A 25799-nucleotide genomic window follows, 5' to 3' on the forward strand; every position below is an offset into this window, starting at 1 on the left:
GACCGGCTCGCTGCTGGTCGATCTCACGCACTACCTCGACGTGCGCAACACCTATCAGGACGCGCTGACCAGCTACCTCGCGAACCCGGTCGGCACGGTGCCGGTCTATCAGAACCCGGGCCGGTTCTACCTTTCGGGGGCGAGCTTCGGCGGCGGCTATCAGGACGAGTGCACCACGGTCTCGCTGAATTACATCAACTCGCCGATCGCCACCGCGACGGGCGTGCGCGAGCGCAACCAGACGGTGCTGCTCCGCGTCGAGTTGAAGACGCTGGGTGAAGCGGACCTGCGCCAGAACGTCGGCACCGCAACCACGGCGGATGGCATCGCCTCGGTGCGGTGATCGCAGGCCGGCCGGATGCATCCGCGTCCGGCCGGCGCTATAGACCCTGCATGCCGCCCCTCGCCCTCACCCTCGGAGACCCCGCCGGGATTGGTCCGGAACTGGCGCTGAGCGCTTGGCTCGGGCGCGCCGGTTCGGATCCGCTGCCACCCTTCTTCCTGGTGGCCGATCCGGCCTTCATCGAACGCCTCGCGCACCGCCTCGGCCGCCTCGTCCCGGTGGCCGAGGTCGATCCCGAAACAGCCGCCGAGGTGTTTCCCCGCGCCCTACCGGTGGTGCCGCTGCCGAGTGGGGCGCTCGTGACCGCCGAGCCCGGCGTGCCGGATACGGCTAATGCCGGCGCAACGATTGAATCGATCACGGCGGCGGTCGGGTTCGTGAAGGCCGGGCGCGCCAGCGCCGTCGTCACCAACCCGATTGCCAAGTTCGTGCTGACCCGGAGCGGTTTCGCCCATCCCGGCCATACCGAGTTCCTGGCTGCCTTGGCGGTGCCCCCCGGCCTTACGCCGCCGCGCCCAGTCATGATGATCTGGAGCGAGAAGCTGTCGGTCGTCCCGGTGACGATCCACGTGCCCCTCAAGGATGTGCCCCAGCTTCTGACCCAGGAGTTGGTGGAGGAGACTGCCACCATCGTCGCCCGGGACCTGCGTGAGAAATTCGGCCTGCCCGAGCCCCGCCTCGTGCTCGCCGGCCTGAACCCCCATGCGGGCGAGGCCGGCACGATCGGCCGCGAGGACCGCGACGTACTCGCCCCCGCGGTGGCGCGGCTGCGCGCGGCCGGAATCGACATCCGGGGACCCCTGCCGGCCGACACCCTGTTCCACGCCCGCGCCCGCGCGACCTACGATGTCGCCCTGGCGCCGACCCACGATCAGGCCCTGATCCCGATCAAGACGATCGCGTTCGACGACGGCGTGAACGTTACCCTGGGATTGCCGTTCGTGCGCACCTCGCCGGACCACGGCACCGCCTTCGACATCGCCGGCCAGGGAACCGCGCGCCCCGACAGCCTCATGGCGGCCCTGCGTCTCGCGGCCCGGCTCGCCGCCAACGCGGCCGATCGCGCTGAAACACCGGGTGGCGAAGTCGTGTCGTTCAGCATCTATGCCGGACGGCCCAGGCCCGCCGGTGCCCGGCACTTCGACCCCGAGGATGAGCTATGAGCGCCGGGGATGGTCTGCCCCCGCTCCGCGAGGTTGTCGCCCGGCACGGGCTGGAACCGCGGAAGGCCCTCGGCCAGAACTTTTTGTATGATCTCAATCTCACCGGCCGGATCGCTCGCGCCGCGGGCCCCCTTGAGGGTGTGACGGTGGTGGAGGTCGGCCCCGGTCCGGGCGGGCTGACCCGCGCGCTGCTCGCCGAGGGCGCTGCCCGCGTGGTGGCGATCGAACGCGATCCCCGCGCCCTGCCCGCGCTCGCCGAGATCGCCGCGCATTACCCCGGGCGGCTGGAGGTGGTGGATGCCGATGCACTGGCCTTCGATCCGCGGCCTCTGATCGGGTCCGGCCCGACCCGGATCGTCGCCAACCTGCCCTACAATGTCGGCACCGCCCTGCTCACCGGCTGGCTCGACGGCGAGGTCTGGCCGCCCTGGTGGGATCAGGCCGTGCTGATGTTCCAGCGCGAGGTGGCCGAGCGGATCGTTGCCGGCCCGGAGGAGCGGGCCGATTACGGGCGCCTCGGCGTGCTCTGCGGCTGGCGCACCGAGGCCGAAATCCTGTTCGACGTGAGCCCCACGGCCTTCGTGCCGCCGCCCAAGGTCACATCGAGCGTGGTCCGGCTGGTGCCGCGGGCCGCACCCCTGCCCTGCCGGGCCCGCGCCCTGGAGTCCGTGACCCGTGCGGCCTTCGGCCAGCGGCGCAAAATGCTGCGCCAAAGCCTGAAGGCCCTGACCCCGGAGGCCGGCCGCCTGCTGGAAGAAGCGGGTCTCGCCGAGACGGCGCGGGCCGAAGAGATTCCCGTGGCGGGGTTCGTGGACCTCGCCAACCTGTGGGATGCGCATCAAAAAACCGGCGCCGCGTTGGCGGCGCCGGCTTGAAGGCAATCCGCCCCGGCTCAGGCCGGGGCGCGTCACGATCAGCGGGTCTGCTGGATCGCCGACAGGACCCAGCCGCGGCCGGGCTGGCGCTGGAACGTCCACAACTCGGTGGCCTCCGACGAGTCGGTCTGCACGATGCGGCCGCTGGTGCGCTCCACCATCACGTCCTTGAGGGCGTAGCGCATCGCCACGGTGGCGTATTCGGTGCGGTCCTCGGCCCAGGCTTCCGCGAGGTCGCCCTGCAGGAGTTTCACGTCCGAGATCTTGTTCACCACGCCGCGGGACGCGTTGTTGCGCAACTCCTCGTCGAAGTAGCTGACCATCTCGGGCGTCGACAGGTTGCCGAGCGTCACACGATCCTCGCGGGAATAGGCCTCCTGAATGTCACCGAGCAGGCGCTCGAACGCTTGGTAGTCGTTCGGCCCGATCTGGACCGGACGGGTTTGCGGCGGACGCTGGCCGCCGAACATGCCGGCACCGCCGGGCGCACCGCCCATTTGACCGGCCGGACCCTGCTGACCGTCGAGCGACGAGCGCGCATAGGGCGCGCCCGCACCAGCCGGCTCGTTCCGGCGCCGGAAGAAGCGCAGCGCCAGCATCACCACGAACACGACGAGCCCCACCTGGAACAGCAAGCCGATCATCGAGGCGAGGCCGCCGAGGCCCCCGAAGAAGCCGCCGCCGAGGAGCGCGCCGATCAGGCCGGCGCCGAGCAGGCCCGCGAAGAAGCCGCCGCCGAATCGGCGACCCTGCGCGGGCGCCTGCATGCCGGGGCTGCCCATGCCGGGGGACGGAGACGTCTGCGACCGCTGCATCGTCATGCCGCCGCCCGGTGCGGTGGGCGTTGCAGAAGGCGCGTTGAAGGTGCGCGAGCCGCGTGAGCCCATGGAACCGCCGCCGCCCGGACGGGCCTCGACGACCGGTGCCGCGACGGTCAGCGCCGTGGCCAGCGCCAGGAGGGCGGCCACACGCCGGCGGCGCGAAATCTGAGTCAACATGAACAGGCCCCTAGGGACGAGAACCGAACGGCGCGGAGCGCCAGCAACAATATGGGAACGGCTGAACGCGGGTTTTAGTCCTGCGTCGGCGACGGCGCAGTGACGTTTGCTATCCTCCGCCTTTAAGGATCATCGCAGGGGCTTGATGCATCTGCGATTTCTCCCAGTGATCGTGCGGTCAAGCTTCCGTCGGATCCGCGATTCGGACGGCCCGATGCCCCGGTGCTCGAAAAGGGGACGCCCCTTCCGAATGCCGGTCTACCGTCGCCGTAAGGCCCGCTTCGCGGTGGCGCGTGCCTCCCGTTCGAACCGGGCGAGTCGGATCCGCCGCTCCAGGGAGAGGGCGTGTCCACCCGGCGGCAGCGCGATGATTTCGGCGATGGCGGTTCGGTCCCGGTAGAGGCTCTCCAGCGCCGAGCCGTCGAGCGTCGCCGCATCGAGCCGATCCGCGAAGCCGGTCGCGTGGCAGGCGCGCACGATCTCGGCCTCCAGGAGCAGGCCCGGGGCGTGGCTGCGCAGATCCTCGTCGTAGGCGGTCTTCAACAATGTCGCCGTGCCGCCGCCGATCAACGCAAGGCTGACCGCGATGGGCCGCCCGTCGAGGGTGAGCGCATCCGCCCGGACGCCCAGCGGGCCCGCCCCATTCGTGAACAGGGCGTGGGCGAGCGCTTCGGTCTCCAATCGGCAGGCCATGGCGGTACCGGCTTGGCCCTTCCAGCCGGCACGCTCCAGATGAAGGAACGCCGCGACCAGACGGGACAGGTCCGCCCCCGCCGTCGCGCTCTCGTACGCGACGGCGCCCGCCTCCGCCAGGCGGCGGGCCCGCCGGCGCAGATCCTTGAACCGGGACCGGTTCGGGTGACCGGCCAGGAAGCCGTCGTGATCGGCGCGGCGGTCCATGACCGGCCGGTCGAAGGTTGCCACGGTACCCACGGCCCAGCCGCGTGCCCGCATGGCGTGCAGCATGTCGGGAACCGCGCCCTCCTCACTCGGCAGCAGCGGCCAGCGCCAAGCGGCTCCGCCGGAGGCCGCCTCGAGGGCGGCGACGAGGTCGAGGGCATGCGCGGCGCGCTCGGGCCCATCGGCGATCAGGGGCGCCGTGGCGGTCACGAAGGGCGAGAGGAACGGCCGCATCATCCGGCCGCCGAGGCCGGAGAGGTCGCGGGCCGGCGCACAGGGCAGGAGCGCCGTGAGCCGGTCCCCCCGCCGGACCGTAACGAACCGCAGGCCGGACGGCAGGAGGCCGGCAGCCCGGTGCGCCGCCAGGACGTGCCTTGCGTAGTGTGGGTGCGGGGCGGCGGCAGCCGCGAACAGCGCATCCCAGGCTTGTGCCTCCGGTGCCGTGTGATCGGCGATCGACCGGTCGGCGCGGTGGAACGTGGCGACGGCATGGCTCATCGGACGGCTCCCGCAGACCAGATCGGCGTCGGCAGGCCGTGGAGCCGGCCCGCGGCGTGAGCCAGGAATCCGGCCCGGGCCACCGTGGCGAGCGCCACCGACACGGCGGCGCCGAGCGCGCCGAACGCCGGCACCAGGGCGAGGCACAGGCCTGCGGCGACGATGAGCGCCCCCGCGGTGATCCCCGCGCAGCGCCGCTCGCCCCCCAGCATGGTCAGGAGATCCTCGCCCGGCCCGAACAGGCTCGCCGCGACGCTGCCGGCCACGAGCACGCACAGGATCGGGATACTGTCGCCGAGCCCCGCGCCGAACATCGCCAGGAGCAGCGGCGAGGCGGCCAGGATCAAGCCGCCGACCGCGAGCGTGGCAGCGGCGGTGAGATGCGCTTGGCGCCGCACCAGCTCGGCCAGGAGAAAGCGGTTCTCCAGGGCATGCGCCGCGCTGTAGCGTTGGAGCGTGGCGGCGCTGACGGCGAAATGCACGAACACCACGAATTGCTGGATCCGCGTCGCCGCGAAATAGAGCCCCACCTCGGCCGGGCTCACCAGGGCGCCCAGCACGATGACGTCGACGAAGGTGAAGCCGGCATTGGCCAAGTCGATCGCCGCGATCGGCAGGCTCGTGCCGAGCCATGTCCGCCAGCGATAGCGGTGTGGCCCATCCGCCAATTCCCGGCGCAGGCGCATCGCGAGCAGGGCGGCCTGGATGGTCGTGGCGGCGGCGGCGGCAACGAGCATCGACGCCATGGCGACCTCCGCGCGCGGCGGTGCGCCGAGCAGGATCGCCGCGATCATGCAGGCCATCATCAGGGTCTGGCGGAGGAGGTAGGGCGGCGCGATAGCCAGCCCGATCCAGTTCTGGCTGCGCGCCACGCCCTCCAGATAATCCTGCACCGCGAAGAGCGGCATCACGCAGAGGGCAACCGCCACCGGCGCCCGGTAAGCTGGCGCGACCAGATCCGGTTCGAGGACCAGAAGCGCCCCGCCGAGGCCCGCAACCGCCAGCGCCGCGCCACCGGTCATCAGCGCGCCGGCGCGGATGTAGCCGCGGGCGAGGTCGAGATCGCCCTGCGCCTGATTGGCCGGCACGAAGCGACAGGCGCCCTGCGACAGGCCGAGCGTCAGCGTGTGGCCGAGCATCGCGGTCCAGACCCAGACGGAGGCGAAAACGCCGTAGGCGTCCCAACCCATGAGCCGGGCTGCCAGAACCTGTGCGCCGTAGGCGAAGCCGGCCGAGCCGACCCGGATCGCGAAGACCGTGAGCGCTACCCGCTGCGGCCTGCCCGTGAGCGCGCGCAGGCGCCGGAACGCCTGGATCGGGAGGGCCGCAGCTGACACTACACGTTCCGCGCCAAGCGAAGGCCGGCGGGACGCCGACCTCGGGGTGTCCTGTCTAACCCGGCGCCCGTTGCGTGCCGGTTAAGGGCGGCGAGGCCGGGGCGACCTTGGGCTCCGTGGGCGTCTCGGTCCGCCCGAGGGACGTGACGATCGTCAGCGCCACGTGCTCGGCCATGCAGCGCAGGCCGAGATCGTTCAGCCGGAACTGGCGGCCGAGTATATGCCCCTCGCCCCGGTCGGTGCGGCTCGACAGGTAATGCAGGGCCTCGTAGCGCCGCACCAGGGGGACCTGCTGCTGGGTCGCCACGGTCCGGACGGCGTCGACGATCCGGTTGTAGTCCGCATCCGCCGCCATGCTGGCCGTGTAGATCGGATCGACCAGGACCACATCGATCCCATGGGACCGGATCCAGGCGACGGCCTCGCTGAGTGAATTCTCGAATGCCTCGGCATCCACGCGGGCGATGGCGTCGTGGGTACCGACCTGCCAGACCACCAGATCCGGCTCGGCCTCAACCACCATGGTGCGCAGGCGCTCGGCGGCGCCGGAGGCGATCTCGCCCGGGAGGCCGCGGTGGTCGATCACCACGTCGACCTTCGGCAGCGCCCGTTCAAGGGCGGCCTCCAGCTTGGCCGGATAGGAGGCGGACGCGCCCGGGGCCGCCGAGCCGCCGATCGCCAGTAGCTTGATCGGCCGCTTCTCGGCGAGCGCCGCGCGGACGGCGCCCAGCTTGGCGGCCGTGTAGAGCTGCGCGCCCGGCACCCGGCATTCCTGCGACAGACTCGGCTCGCCCGCGCCGGGATCGGCCGGCTGCTCCGCCCGGGGAAGTGACGGAGACGTGGCGAGGATCAGGGCCGCGAGAATGGAAGCCCGGAGGAATGGACAGGAGCGAGCCGCGCTCACGGGCGCGGCCTCGGAGTTTTGCTGCGGGTGCGCCATTCGACGAACCATGCGGTGAACCCAAGCCCGATCAGGCCCGAGCCGGCGACCAGCATATCGATCAGCAAGCCGCCGCCGGTCTGGAAACGCACGAGCTGCCCGACGAGGCTCAGGATCGAACCCATCGAGAACACAGCCAGGGAGTTCCGCCCCAGCTGGGTGAGAAAGCCGACGATGCGGCCGATTCTCGGGGCGAGCAATGCGTAAACGGGGGCAAAGGCCAACAATACCCCCAGGAAATGTACAAGCCGCGCCGGCGTAAGATAGGTTTTCTCGAAGGTGAACAGCAGACGGGGCTCCGGCACCAGCATTGGATCCGGCCGGATCTCGGTCACGGCGAGCACGATTCCGGCGACGACGATGACGATGCCGGCGGGAAACAGGCGGCGCGCCCAGCGACGCAGGACATCGGATCGGCCGTTCCATCTCTGGAGCACGAAACCCAGCACCAGAAGCAATTGCCAGCAGAGCGGATCGAAGTACCAATCCCCCTCTCCGGGCCAGGAGGGCACGTTCCATTCGAACACAAGGCTCGCGAGGTAGAGTCCTCCCGAGAGAGTCAGGGCCGCGAGGAGGCTGAAGCGACCGACCAGAACGAAGACCGGCGCGACGCCGATCAGCAGAACGTAGAGCGGCAGGATGTTGAAGTAGCCGAGCTGGTAGGTCAGCAGCGCCATGCCGCAGACCGACTGGATCGGATCCGCGAAGAAGCCGCCGGCATTGTGCCACTCGAGGATCAGCGGGTTGTCGAGCAGCAGCGCCGCACCCGCGATGATGGCCAGCGCCAGCAGCATCACGACGAGCTGCGCCCGGTAGACCTCGACGGTCCGGTTCAGCAGCCGCACCACGCTCTTGAGCGGCGGTTCCGGAACGCCGTCGCGGCCGCGGGTCGCGATGCCGATCGACCAGCCCGCCAGGAACACGAACAGCTCGGCGGCGTCCGAAATCCCATATTGCGAGAAGGTGTAGCGCTCGAAGGTGTTGCCCGGGATGTGATTGATGAAGATCGTTATCAGGGCAAAGCCGCGCCAGAAATCGATCGCGTTGGGGTCCCGCATCGTCGCGGCGGCTCCGAATTTGGATGCGTCCGCGGGTTGGCGGCGGGTTCGCGGCCCCTGATACGGTGCCGTATCGGGTCTGCAAAGGCGAACAAAGGTGGGATCGCGGGGCGGACCGAACGGGAACGCACCGTCCGCGTTACGTCCCGGCACGGAACCCCCGACCGATGACCCGCCCGATCACCCTTCCCGGTCTCTCGATCGTTGTGACCGTCCTGGCGACCGGCGCGGCCCTGGCGCAGGCTCAGACGGGGGCCGGCGGAGGCCCGGCTTCGACGATGACGGCGCCCAACGCCCCGTCGGTCGGGCGTGTCATGCCGCCGAGCCGCGGTCCGGGCGCGGCAACTGCGGCCGACAGGCGCGACCGTACGCCGCGCGAGGCGAAAAACGACAGGCTCATGCGCGGGATCTGCATCGGCTGCGACGCACGTTAGCCCGCGCCGCCTACTTGCCCCGGCGCAGGCGCAGGTCGTCCTCACTCTCGCGCGAGAGCCGCAGGAGGTTCTGACCGTAGCTGGTCTTGGCGAACATCTCGCCGCGGGCCACGAGCTGGGCGCGGTTGATGAACCCCTGCAGGTAGGCGATTTCCTCCAGGCAAGCGACCTGGAGTCCCTGGCGGTGCTGCAGGGTGCGGACGAACTCGCTCGCCTCCAGCAGGCTGTCATGGGTCCCGGTATCGAGCCACGCGTAGCCGCGCGACATCCGCTCCACGTGGAGTTCACCGCGCTGCAGATAGGCCTCGTTCACGCTGGTGATCTCCAGCTCGCCGCGCGCCGAGGGCTTCACGTCGGCGGCGATGTCGAGCACCTGATTGTCGTAGAAGTACAGGCCGGTCACCGCCCAGGTCGATTCCGGGTTTTGCGGCTTCTCAACGATCTTGGTCGGGCGACCGGCCTTATCGAGGTTGACCACGCCGTAAGCCTGCGGGTTGTCGACATGGTAGGCGAAGACCGTGGCGCCCTGCTTCCGCGCGGCGGCGCGCTCCAGAAGTTCGCCCATGCCGGCGCCGAAGAACAGGTTGTCGCCGAGGATCAACGCCACGTCGTCGTCGCCCACGAAATCGCGCCCGATCACGAAGGCCTGGGCGAGGCCCTCCGGCCGCGGCTGCAGGGCGTAGGAGAACGACAGGCCGAACTGCTCGCCGGTGCCGAACAGGCGCTTGTAATTGTCGAGGTGCTCCGGCGAGGAGATGATCAGGATCTCGCGGATGCCGGCGAGCATCAGCACCGAGACCGGATAGTAGATCATCGGCTTGTCGTAGACCGGCAGGAGCTGCTTGTTGATCGACAGCGTGGCCGGATGCAGGCGCGTGCCGGATCCGCCGGCCAGGACGATGCCCTTCATGGCTTGGATACTCCCTCTGAGACCGGCCCGACCAGCCGGTCCAGGATGTCGTCGAGCGCCGCCTGCCAGGGGCGGGGCTGGAGGCCGTAGGCCTCGGTGAGGCTGGCCGTGGACAGGCGCGAATTGGCCGGGCGCCGGGCCGGTGTCGGGTATGCGGAGGTCGGGATGCCCTCGACCGGGACCGAGCGGCCGCCGCGCCGGGCCGAGCCGGCCACGATCGCCTCGGCGAACCCGCACCATGTCGTGTCGCCCGCGTTCACGCAGTGGAACGTACCCGTCGGGGCGGATTCATCCGTCGCGAGGCGCTGCGCGATCGCCGCGAGCGCCGCGGCGAGGTCGGCGGCCGAGGTCGGGCAGCCGTGCTGGTCGTCGACCACGGTCAGGGCGTCCCGCTCGGCGGAAAGCCGCAGCATCGTCTTGACGAAGTTGCCCCGGTGCGGGCTCACCACCCAGGCGGTCCGCACGATCGCGTGGCGCGGGTTGCCGGTGCGCACGGCGAGCTCGCCTGCGGCCTTGCTGGCCCCGTAGACGCTCTGCGGGTCGATCGGCTCCTCGGGCGCGTAGGCCCCGTCCGGCTTGGTGCCGGCGAAGACGTAATCGGTCGAGACGTGGACGAGCGGGATGTTTCGGGCTGCGGTGGCCGCCGCCAGGATCGCCGGGGCCAGCGCGTTGAGCCGCCAAGCCGCCGGCACCTCGGATTCCGCCTTGTCGACGGCCGTGTAGGCGGCGGTGTTGATCACGGCCCGGTAGGCGCGGGCGTCGAGGGCCGCCGTGATCGCGTCCGCCTCGGTGATGTCGAGTTCGGATCGTTCCGGCGCGTGGACCATGACGCCGTCTGGCCAGGACACGGCCTGCAGCTCCGTGCCGACCTGACCGGCACCACCGAGGACCAGGATGTCCATCAGCCGTTCAGCCCCAGGCGCTCACCCTTGTAGCGGCCCTCGCGGATCGGCCGCCACCAGCTCTCGTTGTCGAGATACCACGCGACCGTCTCTTCCAGCGCCTGCTCGAAGGTCTTTTGCGGCCGCCAGCCGAGTTCGGTCTCGGCCTTGGTGCAGTCGATGGCGTAGCGCCGGTCGTGGCCGGGCCGGTCGGCGACGAAGCTGATCAGCTGCTCGTGCGGGGCGTTCTGGGGGCGCAGCCGGTCGAAGGCCGCGCACAGGCCCTTCACCACCGCGAGGTTGTTGCGCACCGCCCGGCCGCCGAGCAGATAGGTCTGGCCGATCCGGCCGCGCTCCAGCACGGCGACGAGGCCCTTGGCGTGATCCTCCACGTGGATCCAGTCGCGCTCGTTTTGCCCGTCGCCGTAGACCGGCAGCTTCTTCCCCTCGAGGGCATTGAGGATCATCAGCGGGATCAGCTTTTCCGGGAAGTGCCGCGGCCCGTAATTGTTGGAGCAGTTCGTCACCAGCACCGGCAGGCCGTAGGTCTCGTGCCACGCCCGGGCGAGGTGGTCGGAGGCCGCCTTCGAGGCCGAGTAGGGCGAGCGCGGATCGTAGCGGCTGTCCTCGGTGAAAAAGGCGCCCGGCGGCAGCGAGCCGTACACCTCGTCGGTGGAGACGTGGAGGAACCGGAAGGTCCTTTTGTCCGCCTCCGGCAGGGATTCATAATGGCCGCGGGCGCCGTCCAGCATGGTCTGGGTGCCGATGACGTTGGTACGCACGAAGGCGCCCGGATCCGTGATCGAGCGGTCGACGTGGCTCTCGGCGGCCAGATGCATCACGGCCTGCGGCTTGAAGTCGGCATAAGCCTTCTGCACCGCGGCGTGGTCGCAGATGTCGGCTTCGACGAGCCGATGGCGCGGATTGTCGGTGAGGGAAGCCAGGGAGATCGGGTTGGCCGCATAGGTCATCGCGTCGAGGGTGCAGACCTCGTGGCCGAGATCGTTGACGAGGTGCAGCACCAGCGCCGAGCCGATGAAGCCGCAGCCTCCGGTCACCAGGATGCGCATGGCAGAATACCTCTTCGGATCGTCAAACGGATTGGCAGGGGTCAGAAGACGGCCCCCGTGACGGAATTACGGCCGATCGGCCGTGGCAGTCAGAAGACCGAACCGAGTTCGGCCAGTTTCGGCGCCCGCCGATCCTTGTCGGACAGGATGGCCGTTTCGGCCGAGACCGGCCACGGGATCCCGATGTCTGGATCGTTCCAGGCGAGAGACCGGTCGTGCTCGGGGCTGTAGTACTCATCGACCTTGTAGGCCACCATCACGTCGGGCGTGAGGGTGCAGAAACCGTGGGCGAAGCCGTGCGGGATGAGCAGCTGTCCCCCCGTCTCGGCGTCCAGGGTCACCGCAATATACTTGCCGTAGGTCGGCGATCCGCTGCGGATGTCGACCGCCACGTCGAGGATGGCGCCCTGGAGAACGCGGATCAGCTTGGCCTGGGCTCGGGGTGCGATCTGAAAGTGCAGGCCCCGGATCGTCCCCTGCGGCGCCGAGAAGGACTGATTGTCCTGAATGAAGGTGTTGATAATGCCGGCCCGTTCCATGGCGTCGACGCGAAACGTCTCCGAGAACCAGCCGCGTGCATCGCCGAGACGCTTCGGCACGATCCGTTTCACGTCGGGGATCTCGGTCTCGATGACGTCCATGACAGCGCCCTTCCCGCGGGTCCCGCAATCGGCCGCGGCGGACGGCCTCACCCTGGCCCGCTCGGAGCCGGGGGCTCGCCTCGCCGAACCCAACCTGGTTGATCGGCTTGCGCCTTCCGGTCATTCGCGGGCCGTGTCAAGGCGTTGAAGTGCAGTGCCGCTCGCGTTGGAGTTGATGGCTGGACAAGCAGGGCGCCCCGTCGAGGCGATGCTGCGCGCGCAGGTCGACGACCCAAACTGTTCCTGGAGCCTCGGCAGTTACGGTGCCGTGGCGGTCTTCGGCCGGGCTCCCGACGAACCGGTATGGTGTCCGGACGATGGGCGGATCGGTCTGGCGACGGACCGTGGCGCCCTCGCGCTCAGCCAATCCCCGGATCTGCGACCGGTCGCCTACGAGACCGGTTTCGCCGGTGGCTGGAGCCAAGCGGTCGCCCTCTGCCTGCCCGTCGCGGCCAGCGCGATGGGACGACGCACCGTTCTGACCGAACTGGGCCCCGACACCGCGGCAGTCCGACCACAGGATCGTGCCGGCATCCTGTTCGATCTCGGCCTCGGCCTGGAAGCGGTCGATGCCTGCGTGCGCGTGACCGATTCCAACCTGATCGCGGGCTTGCGGGGCGCGTGCGGCCGGCCGCTCCTGGAGCCCGGCAACCCCGCTGTTCCCGCGGTTATGGCATCGAGCCCGCATCGGGTTTTCATCGCCTGCTTGGGGCGGATCGAGGTCTACTCGGCCGTTCCGGCTGCGGGTGGCAACGCTGGCTCCGGCCCTCACAGCCACATCCTCCCGAAGCTCCTTCGCCTGCGACGGACGCATGCGGCCACCGCACCGATCCCCCGGGGCTGGGTGCCCTTTGCAACGTTGCATCCGGCCCATCCGGGCAAGGACGCGGCCGGTCGGCCGATGCCGTTCGACGCGGCGCGGCACGCGGCGTTCGGACGTCTGCTCGATGCCTGGGGGGATCCCATCCTCGTGGGCCTCCGGCGCGTCATTATGCGGGGCGAGGCCCTGAATCCTGCTCTGGTCGACGGCCGGTTCGCACGCTTGGCCATCCGGGCCGCACGGGCGCAGCGCGCAGCCATGGGTCGGTGAAGGCCAGATCGCGGGTCCTGTCCGATCCCTACGGAATGCCGATCATCTTGTGGGTCTGGAGAGAGAGGCGCCAGCGGGCATCCCGGCGGCAATAGGCGATCGCGGCCTCCGTGCTGGCGATCCGGCCCGGCCCGTCGAGCGGCTGCAGGAAGCGATGGCGGAAGTCGAGACCGACGAAATCCGCCGGGTCGGCATCCGCCTGCGGATAGACGAGCTTCAACTCCTGGCCGGTGGTCTGTGCCAGCGGATTGCGGCCCTTCGGGCTGACGCAGATCCAGTCGATGCCGGGGGGCGCGGGAAGCGTGCCATTGGTCTCGATCGCGATCTCGAAACCCTGCGCATGCACGGCCTCGATCAGGGGCACGTCGAGCTGGAGCAGCGGCTCCCCGCCCGTGAAGACAATGTAGCGGTTCGCTGAACCGCCTTCCCACGTCGCCGCGATGGCGGCGGCGAGGGCGGATGCGTCGTCGAACCGTCCGCCGCCCGCCCCGTCGAGGCCGACGAAATCCGTGTCGCAGAAACGACAGGCCGCGGCGGCGCGGTCGGCCTCGCGGCCGGACCAGAGATTGCACCCCGCGAAGCGGCAGAATACGGCTGCGCGCCCCGCCTGGGCACCCTCGCCCTGAAGGGTGTGGAAAAGTTCCTTGACCGCGTAACTCACTGTCGTCTCAGCCGTCGTCTCGCGCGGAGACCCACGCGGCTCCACAGTTGCAGATAGGCGCTGTGCGGATCGGGGACCACAGACAACCGCGCCGCGCAGGGCCGCGCTCCGCTCTCGCCTTGCTCTTGCCACGGTGGGCACGTTGATGCCGGAATACAGCACGGCGACCGAACAGCGGCCGATCGGGTTGTGCCCTCTATCCGGCCCGTCGGCCGGAGCTGTGGCGCCTCGCGGCGCCGACCCTGGCGATCCTCAGACGAGTCGGGCACGCATGTCCTCTACCCTCCTCCGGCGTTTCACCGTCGGGTTCGCGGCACTGGCGGGGCTCTTCGGTGCGAGCTTGGCGGGGATCCGCGCCGCGGATGCCGTCACGGTGCCGATCCTCGTGGCCGACGTGGATTCGGGGAAGGTGATCTACGCGCAGGCGCCGACCGATCCCTGGTACCCGGCCTCGATCACGAAGCTGATGACCACCTACGTCGCCCTCGATCTCGTGCGGCAGGGCAAGGTCTCGCTCGATTCGATGATCACCATCTCGGCAGCGGCCGCCGCCGAGCCGCCCTCAAAAATGGGCTTCAAGCCGGGGACGCAGCTCACCCTCGACAACGCCCTCAAGATCATCATGGTCAAGTCGGCCAACGACATCGCCTTCGCGATCGGTGAGAATCTCGGCGGCTCGATCGACAACTTCGCCGCGCTGATGAACGAGACCGCCCAGCGGATCGGCATGCGCGACAGCCACTGGTACAATCCCAACGGATTGCCCGATCCGCGGCAGTGGACCTCAGCCCGGGACATGGCGGTCCTGGCCCGGGCGCTGATTCGCGACTTCCCGGATTCACACGACCTGTTCTCGATCTCGGCGATCCAGTTCGGCCGGGCCGTGATGGCGAACCACAACGGCCTGCTCGGGCGCTATCCCGGCACCGACGGGATGAAGACCGGTTTCATCTGCTCGGGCGGCTTCAACGTGGTGGCCACCGCCACGCGCAACGGCCGTCGGATCGTCACCATCGTGATGGGCCAGCCGAGCCCGCGCGAGCGCGACGTCAAGGCCGCCGACCTGTTCGACTACGCCTTCAACCAGAGCGCCGGCTGGACGAGCCCGACGCTCGACGCGCTCCCGGCCTCGGCGCTGCCCCAGCCGCCGGACATGCGACCCTTCGTGTGCGGCGGCAAGAAGCCCCCGGCCATCGAGGACGGCCCCGGCGCCATCAGCGCCCCCGGATCGGCGGCGCAGCTGATCGGCGGTGCGGCGGCCAATTCACCGGCCTTGGCGATGGCGGCGTTCAGCAACCCGGCCCTGCGCGCCCGGTCTCTGCCGCCGCGGGCGCCGCTGCAGCCGATCGCCGTCTGGATCGGTCGCAACCCGGCCGAAGGCCAACAGATCCTCGACGCGCAGGAGGCCGAGCAGAAGGCAACGGCCGCCAACAGCCGCGCCGCGAAGCTCGAAGCCGTCAAGGCCAAGCGCCTCGCGGCCATCGAGGCGGCCAAGCAGGCGCGCGCGGAGCGGGCGGACCGCGTCAAGGCCGTCAAAGAGGCCTCGAAGGAGGCCGCGAAAACCGCGATCAAATCCACGCCCAAGCCGGCCCCGAAGGTCGCCGCGAAGCCGGCTCACGCTATCCCCCATTCGGCCAGCGCCTATACCGCCACGACCACCCCGTCGATGCCGGAAGCCAAGCCGGGCAAGGGCCTGTCCAAGCCAGCCCCGAAGACCGCCGCGCATAAGCCTGCCCCGTCCAAGAAGCCGGCCGACAAGAAGGCGTCCGCGGAGGAGTAAGCGCTCGGCGCTCCACCGCGTTGCCGCGGGCGGCTGGGAAGCCTACCTCGGCGTGCATGTCCGTCAGCCCCACGCCTGCCCCCGATCCGCGACGTCCTGAGCCGATCCCGCTGACGGTGCTCACGGGCTTCCTCGGCGCCGGCAAGACCACGCTGTTGAACCGGCTCCTACGCGACCCGGCGCTCTCCGACACGGTGGTGATCGTCAACGAGTTCGGCGAGATCGGTCTCGATCACCTGCTGATCGAGACCGTCGACGAGGACATGATCCTGTTGGGCGCCGGCTGCCTGTGCTGCACGGTGCGGGGCGACCTGATCGCCACCCTCGAAGACCTTCTGCGCAAGCGCGACAACGGGCGGATCGGAGCGTTCCGGCGCGTCGTCATTGAGACCACCGGCCTCGCCGATCCGGCTCCGATCCTGCACGCGTTGATCTATCACCCCTACCTCGTGCTGCGGTTCCGGCTTCAGTCGGTCATCACGGTGGTGGATGCGGTCACCGGAGCTGCAACTCTGGACGCGCATCCCGAGGCGGTCCGGCAGGCCGCCATCGCCGATCGGATCGTGCTGACCAAGGCCGATCTCGCGGACGATACCGCCGCGATCCGGGCGCGACTTAGGATGCTCAATCCAGGTGCCCCGATCGTTGCGCCCGAGACCCCGGCGGAGACGCTGCTTGGCGGCCTGTTCGGCCTCGACGGCAAAGGGGCCGACGTGCGCGCATGGCTCGGCGATGAGGCCCTCGCGCAGGCGGATCACGCCCATCCGGACGTGAACCGGCACGACGCCTCGATTCAGGCAGTCTGCCTGACTAGCGCGGAGCCCGTGTCGCGCACGGCCTTCGAGATGTTCATGGACCTGCTTCGGTCGGGGCACGGGCCGAAGCTGCTGCGGCTCAAGGGCATCGTGGCGCTGGCCGAGGATCCCGAACGGCCATTGGTGGTGCACGGGGTTCAGCACGTCTTCCACGCGCCGCTCACCCTGCCGGCCTGGCCGGATCCCGACCATACGTCCCGGCTCGTCCTGATCCTGAAGGATCTCGATCCGGCCTTCGTGCGGCAGCTCTGGGACGCGTTCCTGGGCCGCCCGCGCGTCGATGCCCCCGATGCCCAAGCCCTGACCGACAACCCGTTGGCGATCCCGGGTCCCTGACCCGGCATCGGCGCGGCATCGGCCTTGAAGCGCTCGACCCAGATGGCGCCTCCGAGGCGCCGAGGCGTCCCGAAATGGGACGAAGCGTCGAGAGGCAGGACACGCGATGGCGCCACGCTTCACCGTGATACAGGGCGGCCTATCCGTCGAACCCGGGCGCGCAGCCGAATGCGTCGGTGCGTGGGCGCCGGACCGGGCTGCCGCGCGGCGGGCGGATCACGGTCGGACCAGAGGCCTCGACCTGGCTTCTGTGTCCGCGTGGCGGGCGAAGCTGAATCCGGACGTCGAAGCCGATCCGCAGCTCGATCCCGATCCTCCGCTGCCCCTCGTCCGGCCTCGGCCCGCAGCCCGGCGGGTGGCGATGGCCCTGGTCTGGGATCGCGACGCTGAGACCGGTCGCGCGGCGCTGCTGGGCGTGGCGCCGATGGCGATGCAGCATGCCGTCCGGGGCGGGCGGGCTGGGCCCCGGCCGCCGGCGGAAGCTGGAGCCCCCGCTCTCGTCGAGTGGGCGGCGGCCGACGCCGTCGACCGGGCGCTCCGGGATCGGATCGGGGCGCTGCGCCGCGCGAAGGGGTTCACCGGGGTGGTCGAGCCCGTTCGGGCGGCACAGCGGTTCAGCCCCATGCCGATGGCGGACCGTCCGGCCCGATTGCGCCTGATACCCGGCGGGAGCCTCATCGGGATCCGCCCCGCCGGATGGGAGGCGCCCGACGCTGCGATCGCTGCGATCCCCGATGCGCAGGCCGCGGACGACGCTGTCGCGATCGTCCGGACGTTCGAGGCCCGCACGGCACCGCATCCCATCATCGCCGATCCAGCGGAGGCCTCGTTGGTTCGCGTGGGCCGCCTTCTCGCACGCCGGGGCGCGCTCCGGAGAGCGTTCCTGCGCCGGGCCGGCGCGTTTGTTGCCGGCACCCTCCAGCTTGGAACCGACGCGGCGTCGGTGGCGTGGCGGCGGGCGCGGGCCTGAACGGTCAATCCGCCGCGTATGGCGGACCTGTCCGGGCTGCGACCGCGACGCTAGCTGCCCGGCATGGCGCGCGACACCCTCCACGGTCTCCGATCCTCACCGCGCCGGGCACCCGCCAAGCCGGTCCGTCCGATCGAGCCCGACGCGGCCGAACGCGTCGCCGCCGTGATGACCCGATTCTTCGAGGCCGATCCGGATCCGAAGGCCGGGTTCGACGACACCGATCCATTCCGGTTGCTGGTGACCGTTCTGCTGTCCGCCCAGTCCACGGGACCGACGGTCGCCCGTATTGCGGAGTCGCTGTTCAGCGCAGCTCAAGATCCCGCCGGCATGCTGGCGCTGGGCGAAGCGCGTATCACCGAGATCATCCGGCCGGTCGGGCTCGGACCGTCGAAGGCGCGCAACATCGTCAAGCTGTCGGCAGTGCTGATCTCCGAATTCGGCGGCACCGTGCCGCGCAGGTCCGTCGAGATGCGTCGCCTCCCGGGCATCGGCCGCAAGAGTGCCGAGGTCACTGCGAATTTCGCCTTCCACGAGCCGGTGATCGCGGTCGACACACATGTGTTCCGGGTCTCCAACCGGATCCCGCTCGCGCCTGGGGCGACGGTGGACGCTGTCGCAGATGGCCTCGCGCGGATCGTGCCCGAGCAGTTCAAGGACGGCGCCCATGTCTGGCTGTTCCGCCACGGCCGCGATACCTGCACGGCCCGGAAGCCCGCCTGCCCGCGCTGCCCGGTCTCGGATCTCTGCGTGTGGCCGGGCAAAGCGGTTTGAACGCCGCTATTCGTCCTCGCCGAACCGGTTGGCGAGGAGCGCCTCGATCGCGTCGAGGCAGGCTTCGGCATCCTGGCCCACGGCGGTGACGGCGATGCGCGTGCCCTTGGCGGCGCCCAGGGTCAAGAGACCCATGATCGAGCGTCCGCCTACGGTCTCGCCTGCCCGGGTGACCGTGACCGCGGCGTCGTAGCGTTCGACGGTCTGCACGAATTTCGCGGAGGCCCGGGCGTGCAGGCCGCGGCGGTTGATGATCGGCAGCAGGCGGAGGAAGCCCCCCTCCGGAACCGGGGGCTCGTCGTCCGTCTCGAAAAGGTCGTCCATCGTCCTTGGTGTTTCCCGCCCGATCCGCGGCTATCGTGGCCGCTTGTGCCGAACCTAAGTCTTCGACGGGGTGTGTCTATCCCGGAAGATCATCGCAGCGGTCCGACCCGTCCGCGTGCCGGCTCACTCACCACTCGTATTCGGCGCCGACGCCGAGGCTGGTGCGGCCGTCGCTGCCGGCCTCGCCCTTCAGCTTGATCCGCCGCGTGACGTCGAAATCCACTCCCACGGCCGTATCGGCGGGCTTGGCGCCGGCCTTTACGCCGATGCTGACCCGGTCCGAGATGTAGCGCGAGGCACCGAGTGCCGGGCCGCCGCTCGCCCCCGCCGAGACGTCGAGGCTGTCGAGGCCGAGGCCCTTGCGCGCCTGCTCGAAGACGTCCGGCCCGGCGGCACCGCCCGAGAGCTGCGCCACGGCCTGCGCGAGCTGCAGGGCCTGGAACGGCGACAGGCCGCCCGCCGCCTTCTTGAACAGCAGGCGCGACAGGATCTCGTCCTGCGGCAGCACCGGATCGGAGGTCAGGGCGAATTGCGGCGCATCGGCCGGTCCGGTCACGGCCACCCGGGCGGTCACGTCCCCGGCCTTCGTCTCGGCGGCGAAATCGAGCTCCGGCGTGGTCAGGCTGCCCGCGAAGGTCAGCCGACCGCGGCTGAAGTCGAGCCGTTGGCCGACGAGTTCGAAGCGGCCGCGCCGCATCGCGAAGGCGCCCACCGCGTTGGGCGCCAGCGAAGTTCCGGTGACCCGCAGCGCGCCGCCGAGTTCGGCATCGATGCCGCGCCCGCGCACAAAGATGCGGCTCGGGGCATCGACCGCCACGTCCAGCGTGGCGTCGAAGGGAACGACCGGCTTCTTCGGACGCCGCCCGGGCACTGTTGCAGCCTTCGGCGCGGCACGCTGGGCTAAGCGGGCCCGGGCCTCGGGCGGGGTGTTGACGTGGCGCACCCCCGGCAGGGGGCGGACGGTCGCTGGCAACCGATCCGGCACGGCGACGTCGATCGAGGCAACATCGACCCGGCCGGAGATCCGCGGTGTCCGCGCCAGAGGACCGGCCAGGGTGAGGTCGAGACTCGACACGGCGGTCATCAGCGGACTCGACACCAACTCGGCCCGATCCGCGACGACATGAAACTGGCCTGGGAAATCCGGTTGCAGCGCCACCTGACCCGTCACGGAGACGCGCCCGCCATTGCGGGTGGCGGCGGTCAGTCGCTCGACCACGAGGCTGTCGCCCCGGCCGCTGACCCGGCCCTCGATCCCGGTCAGGCGGATGCCGTTGAGCGGGTCCGTGAAGCTGCCGCCGGTCAGGATTGCCGACCCTTGCGCCCGCGGCGCCGCCAGCGTGCCGGTGACGCCCCCGTCGATGGCGATTTTTCCAGCGACGCTCTGGCCGCCGACACTGAGGAGGGAATTGGCGAGCGCCGCATCGAGGGTGCCGCGTCCCCGCAGGTCGAGCCCGCCACCGGCCTCCACCGGAATTCTGCCCTTCACCATCAGAGCCACGCCGCGCCCGGCGTTGACCTGACCCTCGACGCTGGCCTGACCTTCGGACAGCGTACCCTTGGCGGCGGCATCTACCGCCGGCAGCCCCGCCTGCCGTGTCTGCGGCGCCACGAGCTTGGAGACGGTGAGAGCGTAGCGTCCCTCCGGCCTGTCGGCCGGCCCGTGCAAATCCGCCTCCCCGTCGAGTGTCCCTGAAAGGGCAAGGTCCGGTGCGGCGATCCGGGCGAGCGAGAGGGGCAGCGCGCGGATCGCCACCGTCAGGTCGAGGTCGCGTCCGGCCCGGCCCGCGACCGAAACCCGCCCGTTGCCCGCCGTGACGACGAGCCCGTCGATCACGGCCCCGCCATCGCGCAGGGTGATGGCGGCCGGCCCTGCCAAAGCGAAGCGGTCATTTCCACGGGCGGCCGAAAAGCGCTGGAGCTCGATGCGGGTCTCTGCGGCCGGCACGATCCGGGCAGCTCCATCGAGGCCGAAGCCACGCGCCTTGGCGGTCAGCGTAACGTCGCTGAAGGCCGGGCTGCCGTTGGCCATGAGCCGGACGGTGTCGATCTGCTGGCCGGCGGTGACCAGCCGGTCGGCATCGAGGCGTCCGTCGAGGATCGGATGGGCCAGCAAGTCCCGGCCCCGGAGGTCGGCATCGAGGCGGGTCAGGGTGGAACTCCCGTAGCGCAGGGCCGCCACGGTCGCCCGGATCGTCGCATCCTGGCGGCCGCCGTCGCGGGACAGCGTCACCGCGGCGTCGAGATGGCCCGCCACGGGCTCCGGGGCGAGCGGCGCGACATCCTCGAGATTGCCAGCCCGCACGGTGAGCGATCCGTCCGAGAGCCACGTCTCGGCCGCCACCGTCGCGTTACCCGCGACCGCCACCGAGCCGAGAGTGAGCGCGAGCCGATCGAGCACCCAGTCGGCCCCAACGCGCGACCCCCGCGCATCACCGGTCAGTGCCTTGCCGGCGACGGCGCCGGAGAGCCGCAGGCTGCCCGTGGGAGCCACGAGCGCATCCTTGAGCACGGCCTCGGCCCGCAAATCGCGGATCGGCTTGCTGTCGGCCGTAGCTGCGGGTGCGGTGAGTGTCGCCGTCAGGTCCGGATGCTCCAGGGAGCCGGTGAGCCGTGCATCGACGGCGGCGCGTCCGGTGAGACGGGTATCGAGATCCGAGAGGCTTCGAAGGTCCAGCCGGCCGGACACATCGGCGCGCTCCGAGGTCGCTTCGCCCTGAAGGGTTGCGGTGAGGCCCTGTCCTTCCAGGCGCAGGTGGTCGAACCCGTAGCCATCGTAGGACCGCGACACCCGACCCTGGAGCGCGGGCGTGCGACCCAGGATGCGATCGGCCGCCGCGAGCCCGGTCGCGAGGCTGGTGGTGGAGACCGACAGATCGGCCGCGACGGCTTTCCGGGCGGGATCGCCGCTCAGCCGCGCCTTCGCGTCCAGCGAACCGGCAAGCCCGCGGCCGGCGAGACCGGAGAAGACCGAGAGATCGGGGAGCGCCGCGTCGAGGGTGCCGGTCAGGGTGTTCTGACCGACCCGACCCGTATAGGCGGCCCGGGCCGTCTCGGACTCGAGTCGGAGCGTTCGAACGTCAATCACCCCGTCCGGCCCGGTTCCCGCACGCAAAGTGAGCTGCGCCCGGCTTCCGACCGCCCGCCGCAGGGCCGGGTCGGCAAGCCGCAGGCCTGCGACCGTACCATCCGCGCTGATGGCGAAGCGTTGCGCCGAGGGCTCGCCCTCAGGCACGACATCCAGGCGCGCTTCCACCCGATCAAGCGCGGAGTCGCGGCTGCGTAGGCCCGCCGCGTCGAGGGTGCCGCGGATTGTCGGCGTTACAATCGGTCCCTTCAGGCTGCCGTCGAATACGAGCTTGCCGATCTCGGCCTCACCGGCCTTGGTGATGCTGCCCTCTGTGGGCAGGGCCCGGGCCTGGAGCGTCAGATCGGCGACCCGGTCCGCGCTCAAGGTCCCACCGGCCGCGAGGCGGGCGGTGCGGGAGGTCAGCTCCAGGCGGTCGATTCGGAAGGCGCCGCTATCCGCGAAGGCGAGGCCGCCCGCGAGCTGCGTCGTACCCGCGAATACGGAGGCGGCCGGGCCTGGCACCAGACCCTCGATGCGCGCAGCGAGATCGAGGGCGAGCCGCCGCTCGGCGCCGATCCGCGAGATCCGGGCGCCGCCCTTGGCGCCGATCTCCGGACCGGCCGCGAAATCGAGCTTCGCCGACCACGCGTCGAGCGTCCCGGTGCCGTCGAGATCGAAATTGATCGGCGGCGAGCCAGGCAGGTTGGCGGCCTTCGAGAGCAGGCCGCCCGCCGGCTCCACCAGATTCGCCTTCACCTCCAGCTTGTCGCCAGTGGGGACGTAGAGCAGGCTGAGCAGGAAACGCCCGGCGGCGTCGAGGCGCTGCGCCCGAGCCTTGAGTTCCAGCCCCTCGCTCGCCGCACCGAGGCGGGCTCGCCCTTCCGCGGAGAGCCGGGCGGGTTGCCCGGCCACCGCTTCGCCGAGCACGAGTTCCGCCAGCTTGAAATCCTTGATCTCGACCTTGACCGGCAGATCCGGCAGCAGTTTGCCGTCGGGCTTCGCCTCCGGCGGGGTCGGGCCGGGAACCGGACGGCGCAACACGTCGAGCTGCCCGATCTCGAGGCTGTCCACCTCCAGTCGCCCCGACAGCAGGGCGAGGCGGCGCCAGACGATCCGGGCCTTGTCGAGCTTGAGCCAGACGCCGTCGCGATCGCTCACGGCGACATCGCGGATGACGGCATCCGACGACAGGGCTCCATCCACCGCACCGATCGCCACCCGCGATGACGGCGTTGACAGCGCCCGGGACAGGAGCCCGCCGAGCACCGTTTTGTCGCCTTCCTCGGCCCAGGTTCGCGTCATAACGGCCGGGACGAGCAGCGCGAGGCAGATCAGGATGAAGGCGAGACCCACACGTCCCATGCCGCGGGCGGAGGGTCGTCTCGACCCGGTCTGGCCACTGACTTCAGCCATTCAGAACGCCTGCCCCAGGCTGAGATACAGCACCGCCGGACGCACATGCCCGCCCTTGTAGGGGTCGAGCGGGAAGGCGAGATCCGCACGGATCGGGCCGATCCCCGTGTAGTAGCGCAGGCCGATGCCGACCGACTTCCGGATCTTCTCCTCGAAATCCGGCAGCGCGGAGGCGAAGGCCGTGCCCGCGTCGAAGAACGGCACCACGCCGATCGTGTCGGTGACCTTGATGCGTGCCTCGACTGAAGCCTCGAGGAGGCTGCGGCCGCCGATCGGCAGGTTGTAGGGTCCGATCGGCCCGAGGGTCCGGTAGGGATAGCCGCGCACCGAGCCGCCGCCGCCTGCGAAGAAGCGGAAATTGTCCGGGATCTCCCCGAGGGGTGCGCCGGACACCGAGCCGAAGCCGATGCGCCCGGCCAGGATGTAGCGGGATTCGTCGTCGAGCGAATAATAGGTCGAGCCCTGCGCCTTCGCGACGAGGATGCCGGGTGACGAGATCGCCCCGGGATAGGCGGCGAGCGAAGCGATCGCCCGCACGCCGCGGGTCGGGTCCAGGAGGTTGTCGGTCGAATCGTAGGTGACCGAGGCCGGTACGCCGATCAGCCGATAATTGACGGTCCCTAGGGCGTCCTTGGAGCGCCCGATCTGCGCGTCGAGCCCGATCTGGGCCGAGAACGTGTCGGAGAATCGGTGCCGGATCGCCGCGGAGGCGCCGCCGCCATCCACGAGATAGCTCTGCTGCACCTCGCGGGTCACGAAGGCGTTGGCGAGCAGATCGTTGCGCGAGCCCCAGAGCGCCGGCTGGATGTAGGTCGCCGAGAGGCGGCCTCCGAGTCCGTTGGTGCCGATGCCGGCAATCTTGCGCTGGGTGGCGAACGGATCGCTGCCGAGGCCGAGATAATAGATGTCCGCATCGATGCGAAAGGTCTCGCCGCCGCCGAACAGGTTGCGATTGGCATAGTAGGCTCGCACACCCGGCCCATCGACCGTGGAGTAGCGTGCCGAAATGCCCACGAGATTGCGTTCCCGCTCGGTCACCTCGACGAACAGCGGCAGATTCCCGTCGGCGTCGAGGGCCGTGCCCTCGCGGACCCGCACCCCGCCGATCCCCTCGATCCGCGCCACCGATCGCCGGATCGCGGCCACTGCCTGGGGCGAATAAGGATCGCCCAGCTCCGCATAGATGAAGGAGCGGATCGTAGCCGGATCGATGCCCGGTGCCCCGCTGACCGCCACCGGACCGAGGCCAGCGACCGGACCCGGGTCGACCGTGAAGGTTACATCCATGACGTGGGCGGCATCGTCCACGACCGGATCGCGGGTGATCACCTTGGCGAAGGGGTGACCCTGGGCCCGGAACTGATCGACGATCCGCGCCTCACGGGCCAGCACAGTGGCCGAGCGCGCCGGGACATCCTCGTCGACGCGGGTGATCCGCGGCGGCAGGATCGCCTCCGGGAACGCGCGGCCGGCCGGATCGCGCACCACGATCCGGCGGAGGTGATAGAGCGGCCCGAGATCGACCACGATCCGTACCGGGACGAGGCCGCGATTGCGCCACGCCTCCGCGGCGCCGACCGCCGCTGCCTCTTGTCCCCCGACCGAGGCGCCGTCGATCCGGATCGCGACCGTGCCCAGGTAGTAGCCGTAGCCCGACAGCACATCGGCCAGTTTGGCGCGATCGGCCTCGGCCCGGCGCAGCAGCCCCTCCCCGTCCGGGGGCGGCTCCTGGCGCAAGCGATAGATGGTAGAGGTATCCTGTACGGCTTGCAGGATATCGGAATCGTCGGTGCCGGTGATCCTCACGCTGTACGGCAACGCGGTGGGACTTGGCGCCGGCGGTTCGGGCTCGCTCGCGAACAGGCCGAACAGGTCGAAAGCCTGCGCCTCACGCGGCACGGCCGCCAGCACCAGAAGCGCGCTTGCGCCGGCCAGCATAAGCCGTGGCAGCGCGCGCTGCGTGCAGACCTTGAATCCTGGGTTGGCGAAACCGGAAACGCGCAAACCGCGCTCTTCAGTCCCGAATGAGGTCGGTCGTGCCGCCCGTCTGGATCATCGTTGCTGCTCCCCCCTACGCCGCGTGATCCGACGTACCCCGATCTCCTTAAGGCGCCGTGCCGCCCAGGCCAACTCTGCGGCGCGCGTCGTCCAAAGTCGATCGCGGGATCGGCGCAATCACGCCGGCCGGGCGATGTGGGCCGGCGACGCGTCGAGAGGGCGAAATTGTCAGATGTCCGCGCCATTGCGAGATGATTGCGTTCGGCAAAATCGAGATCGCGCTGAATCAAGACGGCTGAAGCCCCCTCCCCTGCCGGACGGACCATGATGTCGCGCTGATCGCAATTCAGGAGTTTTCGAATGACGGACAACAAAAAGCCCGCGGAGCGTATGGCTCAGCGGGCTTTCTGCTTGTGTGTCGTGAGATTTGGTTGCGGGGACAGGATTTGAACCTGTGACCTTCAGGTTATGAGCCTGACGAGCTACCGGGCTGCTCCACCCCGCGCCAAGTGTGTGCGGC

The 25799-nt window shown here is 70.1% G+C and carries 21 protein-coding genes, 1 tRNA gene and 1 pseudogene; 9 read left to right on the forward strand and 14 right to left on the reverse strand.

Features of this window, described 5'->3' with window-relative positions; translation table 11 throughout:
• The 3 genes and pseudogenes from MKK88_RS11085 to rsmA form a co-directional block, all read left to right on the forward strand.
• Positions 1-343: pseudogene (locus MKK88_RS11085) on the forward strand (LPS-assembly protein LptD); the annotation flags it as partial.
• 50 nt (positions 344-393) lie between these two features.
• Positions 394-1506, forward strand: coding sequence for a 4-hydroxythreonine-4-phosphate dehydrogenase PdxA (pdxA, locus tag MKK88_RS11090; protein ID WP_243999610.1), 1113 nt, complete (start codon positions 394-396; stop codon positions 1504-1506).
• Entirely contained in the window at positions 1503-2381 is an 879-nt protein-coding gene (gene rsmA, locus MKK88_RS11095; RefSeq protein ID WP_243999611.1) for a 16S rRNA (adenine(1518)-N(6)/adenine(1519)-N(6))-dimethyltransferase RsmA, read from the forward strand. Before pdxA ends, rsmA begins: the two co-directional genes overlap by 4 nt.
• Before the next feature lie 38 nt (positions 2382-2419).
• Here the strand turns inward: rsmA and MKK88_RS11100 are convergent, their stop codons facing one another.
• The 5 genes from MKK88_RS11100 to MKK88_RS11120 form a co-directional block, all read right to left on the reverse strand.
• A complete protein-coding gene (locus MKK88_RS11100) occupies positions 2420-3379 on the reverse strand; it encodes a TIM44-like domain-containing protein (RefSeq protein ID WP_243999612.1) in 960 nt (319 codons plus the stop codon).
• Between the two features lie 258 nt (positions 3380-3637).
• Positions 3638-4777 carry a GNAT family N-acetyltransferase gene (locus MKK88_RS11105; protein ID WP_243999613.1) on the reverse strand — a complete coding sequence of 380 codons (1140 nt, stop codon included), beginning with the start codon at positions 4775-4777 and terminating at the stop codon, positions 3638-3640.
• Positions 4774-6114 carry a lipopolysaccharide biosynthesis protein gene (locus MKK88_RS11110; protein ID WP_243999615.1) on the reverse strand — a complete coding sequence of 447 codons (1341 nt, stop codon included), beginning with the start codon at positions 6112-6114 and terminating at the stop codon, positions 4774-4776. The genes MKK88_RS11105 and MKK88_RS11110 overlap by 4 nt, the downstream gene beginning before the upstream one ends.
• A gap of 55 nt (positions 6115-6169) precedes the next feature.
• Positions 6170-7018 (reverse strand): SGNH/GDSL hydrolase family protein, encoded by an 849-nt coding sequence (locus tag MKK88_RS11115; protein WP_409566643.1) that lies wholly within the window; start codon positions 7016-7018, stop codon positions 6170-6172.
• Complete coding sequence (locus MKK88_RS11120) at positions 7015-8112, reverse strand: OpgC family protein (RefSeq protein ID WP_243999617.1); 1098 nt, start codon at positions 8110-8112, stop codon at positions 7015-7017. Before MKK88_RS11120 ends, MKK88_RS11115 begins: the two co-directional genes overlap by 4 nt.
• 167 nt (positions 8113-8279) lie before the next feature.
• On the opposite strand from MKK88_RS11120, the gene MKK88_RS11125 reads away from it, so the two are divergent.
• Entirely contained in the window at positions 8280-8546 is a 267-nt protein-coding gene (locus MKK88_RS11125; RefSeq protein ID WP_243999619.1) for a hypothetical protein, read from the forward strand.
• Between the two features lie 10 nt (positions 8547-8556).
• On the opposite strand, the gene rfbA is transcribed toward MKK88_RS11125, so the two are convergent.
• From rfbA to rfbC, 4 genes are all read right to left on the reverse strand, one after another.
• Complete coding sequence (gene rfbA / locus MKK88_RS11130; RefSeq protein ID WP_243999621.1) at positions 8557-9456, reverse strand: glucose-1-phosphate thymidylyltransferase RfbA; 900 nt, start codon at positions 9454-9456, stop codon at positions 8557-8559.
• Positions 9453-10358: a dTDP-4-dehydrorhamnose reductase gene (rfbD, locus tag MKK88_RS11135; protein ID WP_243999623.1), complete on the reverse strand. Its 906-nt coding sequence runs from the start codon at positions 10356-10358 to the stop codon at positions 9453-9455. The genes rfbA and rfbD overlap by 4 nt, the downstream gene beginning before the upstream one ends.
• Positions 10358-11407 carry a dTDP-glucose 4,6-dehydratase gene (rfbB, locus tag MKK88_RS11140; protein ID WP_243999625.1) on the reverse strand — a complete coding sequence of 350 codons (1050 nt, stop codon included), beginning with the start codon at positions 11405-11407 and terminating at the stop codon, positions 10358-10360. The genes rfbD and rfbB overlap by 1 nt, the downstream gene beginning before the upstream one ends.
• Positions 11408-11496: 89 nt before the next feature.
• A complete protein-coding gene (rfbC, locus tag MKK88_RS11145; RefSeq protein ID WP_243999627.1) occupies positions 11497-12048 on the reverse strand; it encodes a dTDP-4-dehydrorhamnose 3,5-epimerase in 552 nt (183 codons plus the stop codon).
• A gap of 175 nt (positions 12049-12223) precedes the next feature.
• On the opposite strand from rfbC, the gene MKK88_RS11150 reads away from it, so the two are divergent.
• Positions 12224-13138 (forward strand): DUF6925 family protein, encoded by a 915-nt coding sequence (locus MKK88_RS11150; RefSeq protein ID WP_243999629.1) that lies wholly within the window; start codon positions 12224-12226, stop codon positions 13136-13138.
• Between the two features lie 28 nt (positions 13139-13166).
• Here MKK88_RS11150 and queE read toward each other — a convergent pair whose 3' ends face one another.
• Complete coding sequence (queE, locus tag MKK88_RS11155) at positions 13167-13799, reverse strand: 7-carboxy-7-deazaguanine synthase (RefSeq protein WP_243999630.1); 633 nt, start codon at positions 13797-13799, stop codon at positions 13167-13169.
• A 271-nt stretch (positions 13800-14070) separates the two neighbouring features.
• Here queE and MKK88_RS11160 point away from each other — a divergent pair, with 271 nt between their 5' ends.
• From MKK88_RS11160 to nth, 4 genes are all read left to right on the forward strand, one after another.
• Positions 14071-15579 (forward strand): D-alanyl-D-alanine carboxypeptidase family protein, encoded by a 1509-nt coding sequence (locus MKK88_RS11160; RefSeq protein ID WP_243999632.1) that lies wholly within the window; start codon positions 14071-14073, stop codon positions 15577-15579.
• Positions 15580-15635: 56 nt separating this feature from the next.
• Positions 15636-16730 carry a CobW family GTP-binding protein gene (locus tag MKK88_RS11165; RefSeq protein WP_243999634.1) on the forward strand — a complete coding sequence of 365 codons (1095 nt, stop codon included), beginning with the start codon at positions 15636-15638 and terminating at the stop codon, positions 16728-16730.
• Positions 16731-16980: 250 nt separating this feature from the next.
• Positions 16981-17700, forward strand: coding sequence for a hypothetical protein (locus MKK88_RS11170; protein WP_243999636.1), 720 nt, complete (start codon positions 16981-16983; stop codon positions 17698-17700).
• Between the two features lie 63 nt (positions 17701-17763).
• Positions 17764-18474, forward strand: a complete 711-nt coding sequence (gene nth, locus MKK88_RS11175) for an endonuclease III domain-containing protein (RefSeq protein ID WP_243999638.1) — start codon at positions 17764-17766, stop codon at positions 18472-18474.
• A gap of 6 nt (positions 18475-18480) precedes the next feature.
• On the opposite strand, the gene MKK88_RS11180 is transcribed toward nth, so the two are convergent.
• The 4 genes from MKK88_RS11180 to MKK88_RS11195 all read right to left on the reverse strand — a co-directional run bounded on the left by MKK88_RS11180 (position 18481) and on the right by MKK88_RS11195 (position 25784).
• Positions 18481-18798 (reverse strand): HPr family phosphocarrier protein, encoded by a 318-nt coding sequence (locus tag MKK88_RS11180; RefSeq protein ID WP_243999640.1) that lies wholly within the window; start codon positions 18796-18798, stop codon positions 18481-18483.
• Between the two features lie 127 nt (positions 18799-18925).
• Entirely contained in the window at positions 18926-23281 is a 4356-nt protein-coding gene (locus MKK88_RS11185) for a translocation/assembly module TamB domain-containing protein (RefSeq protein WP_409566644.1), read from the reverse strand.
• A complete protein-coding gene (locus MKK88_RS11190; protein WP_243999646.1) occupies positions 23282-25219 on the reverse strand; it encodes an autotransporter assembly complex protein TamA in 1938 nt (645 codons plus the stop codon).
• 488 nt (positions 25220-25707) lie between these two features.
• A tRNA-Met gene (locus tag MKK88_RS11195) sits at positions 25708-25784 on the reverse strand.
• Between the last annotated feature and the right edge of the window lie 15 nt (positions 25785-25799).

This window comes from Methylobacterium sp. E-005 (assembly GCF_022829725.1).
Lineage (GTDB): Bacteria > Pseudomonadota > Alphaproteobacteria > Rhizobiales > Beijerinckiaceae > Methylobacterium.

Coding starts and splice junctions, on each gene's coding strand:
- MKK88_RS11125 (WP_243999619.1), top strand. CDS start 8,280: ATGACCCGCCCGATCACCCTTCCCGGTCTCTCGATCGTTGTGACCGTC.
- pdxA (WP_243999610.1), top strand. CDS start 394: ATGCCGCCCCTCGCCCTCACCCTCGGAGACCCCGCCGGGATTGGTCCG.
- MKK88_RS11120 (WP_243999617.1), bottom strand. CDS start 8,112: ATGCGGGACCCCAACGCGATCGATTTCTGGCGCGGCTTTGCCCTGATA.
- rfbC (WP_243999627.1), bottom strand. CDS start 12,048: ATGGACGTCATCGAGACCGAGATCCCCGACGTGAAACGGATCGTGCCG.
- MKK88_RS11105 (WP_243999613.1), bottom strand. CDS start 4,777: ATGAGCCATGCCGTCGCCACGTTCCACCGCGCCGACCGGTCGATCGCC.
- MKK88_RS11190 (WP_243999646.1), bottom strand. CDS start 25,219: ATGCTGGCCGGCGCAAGCGCGCTTCTGGTGCTGGCGGCCGTGCCGCGT.
- MKK88_RS11160 (WP_243999632.1), top strand. CDS start 14,071: ATGTCCTCTACCCTCCTCCGGCGTTTCACCGTCGGGTTCGCGGCACTG.
- rfbA (WP_243999621.1), bottom strand. CDS start 9,456: ATGAAGGGCATCGTCCTGGCCGGCGGATCCGGCACGCGCCTGCATCCG.
- rfbD (WP_243999623.1), bottom strand. CDS start 10,358: ATGGACATCCTGGTCCTCGGTGGTGCCGGTCAGGTCGGCACGGAGCTG.
- MKK88_RS11165 (WP_243999634.1), top strand. CDS start 15,636: ATGTCCGTCAGCCCCACGCCTGCCCCCGATCCGCGACGTCCTGAGCCG.
- MKK88_RS11180 (WP_243999640.1), bottom strand. CDS start 18,798: ATGGACGACCTTTTCGAGACGGACGACGAGCCCCCGGTTCCGGAGGGG.
- rfbB (WP_243999625.1), bottom strand. CDS start 11,407: ATGCGCATCCTGGTGACCGGAGGCTGCGGCTTCATCGGCTCGGCGCTG.
- rsmA (WP_243999611.1), top strand. CDS start 1,503: ATGAGCGCCGGGGATGGTCTGCCCCCGCTCCGCGAGGTTGTCGCCCGG.
- nth (WP_243999638.1), top strand. CDS start 17,764: ATGGCGCGCGACACCCTCCACGGTCTCCGATCCTCACCGCGCCGGGCA.
- MKK88_RS11100 (WP_243999612.1), bottom strand. CDS start 3,379: ATGTTGACTCAGATTTCGCGCCGCCGGCGTGTGGCCGCCCTCCTGGCG.
- MKK88_RS11150 (WP_243999629.1), top strand. CDS start 12,224: ATGGCTGGACAAGCAGGGCGCCCCGTCGAGGCGATGCTGCGCGCGCAG.
- MKK88_RS11185 (WP_409566644.1), bottom strand. CDS start 23,281: ATGGCTGAAGTCAGTGGCCAGACCGGGTCGAGACGACCCTCCGCCCGC.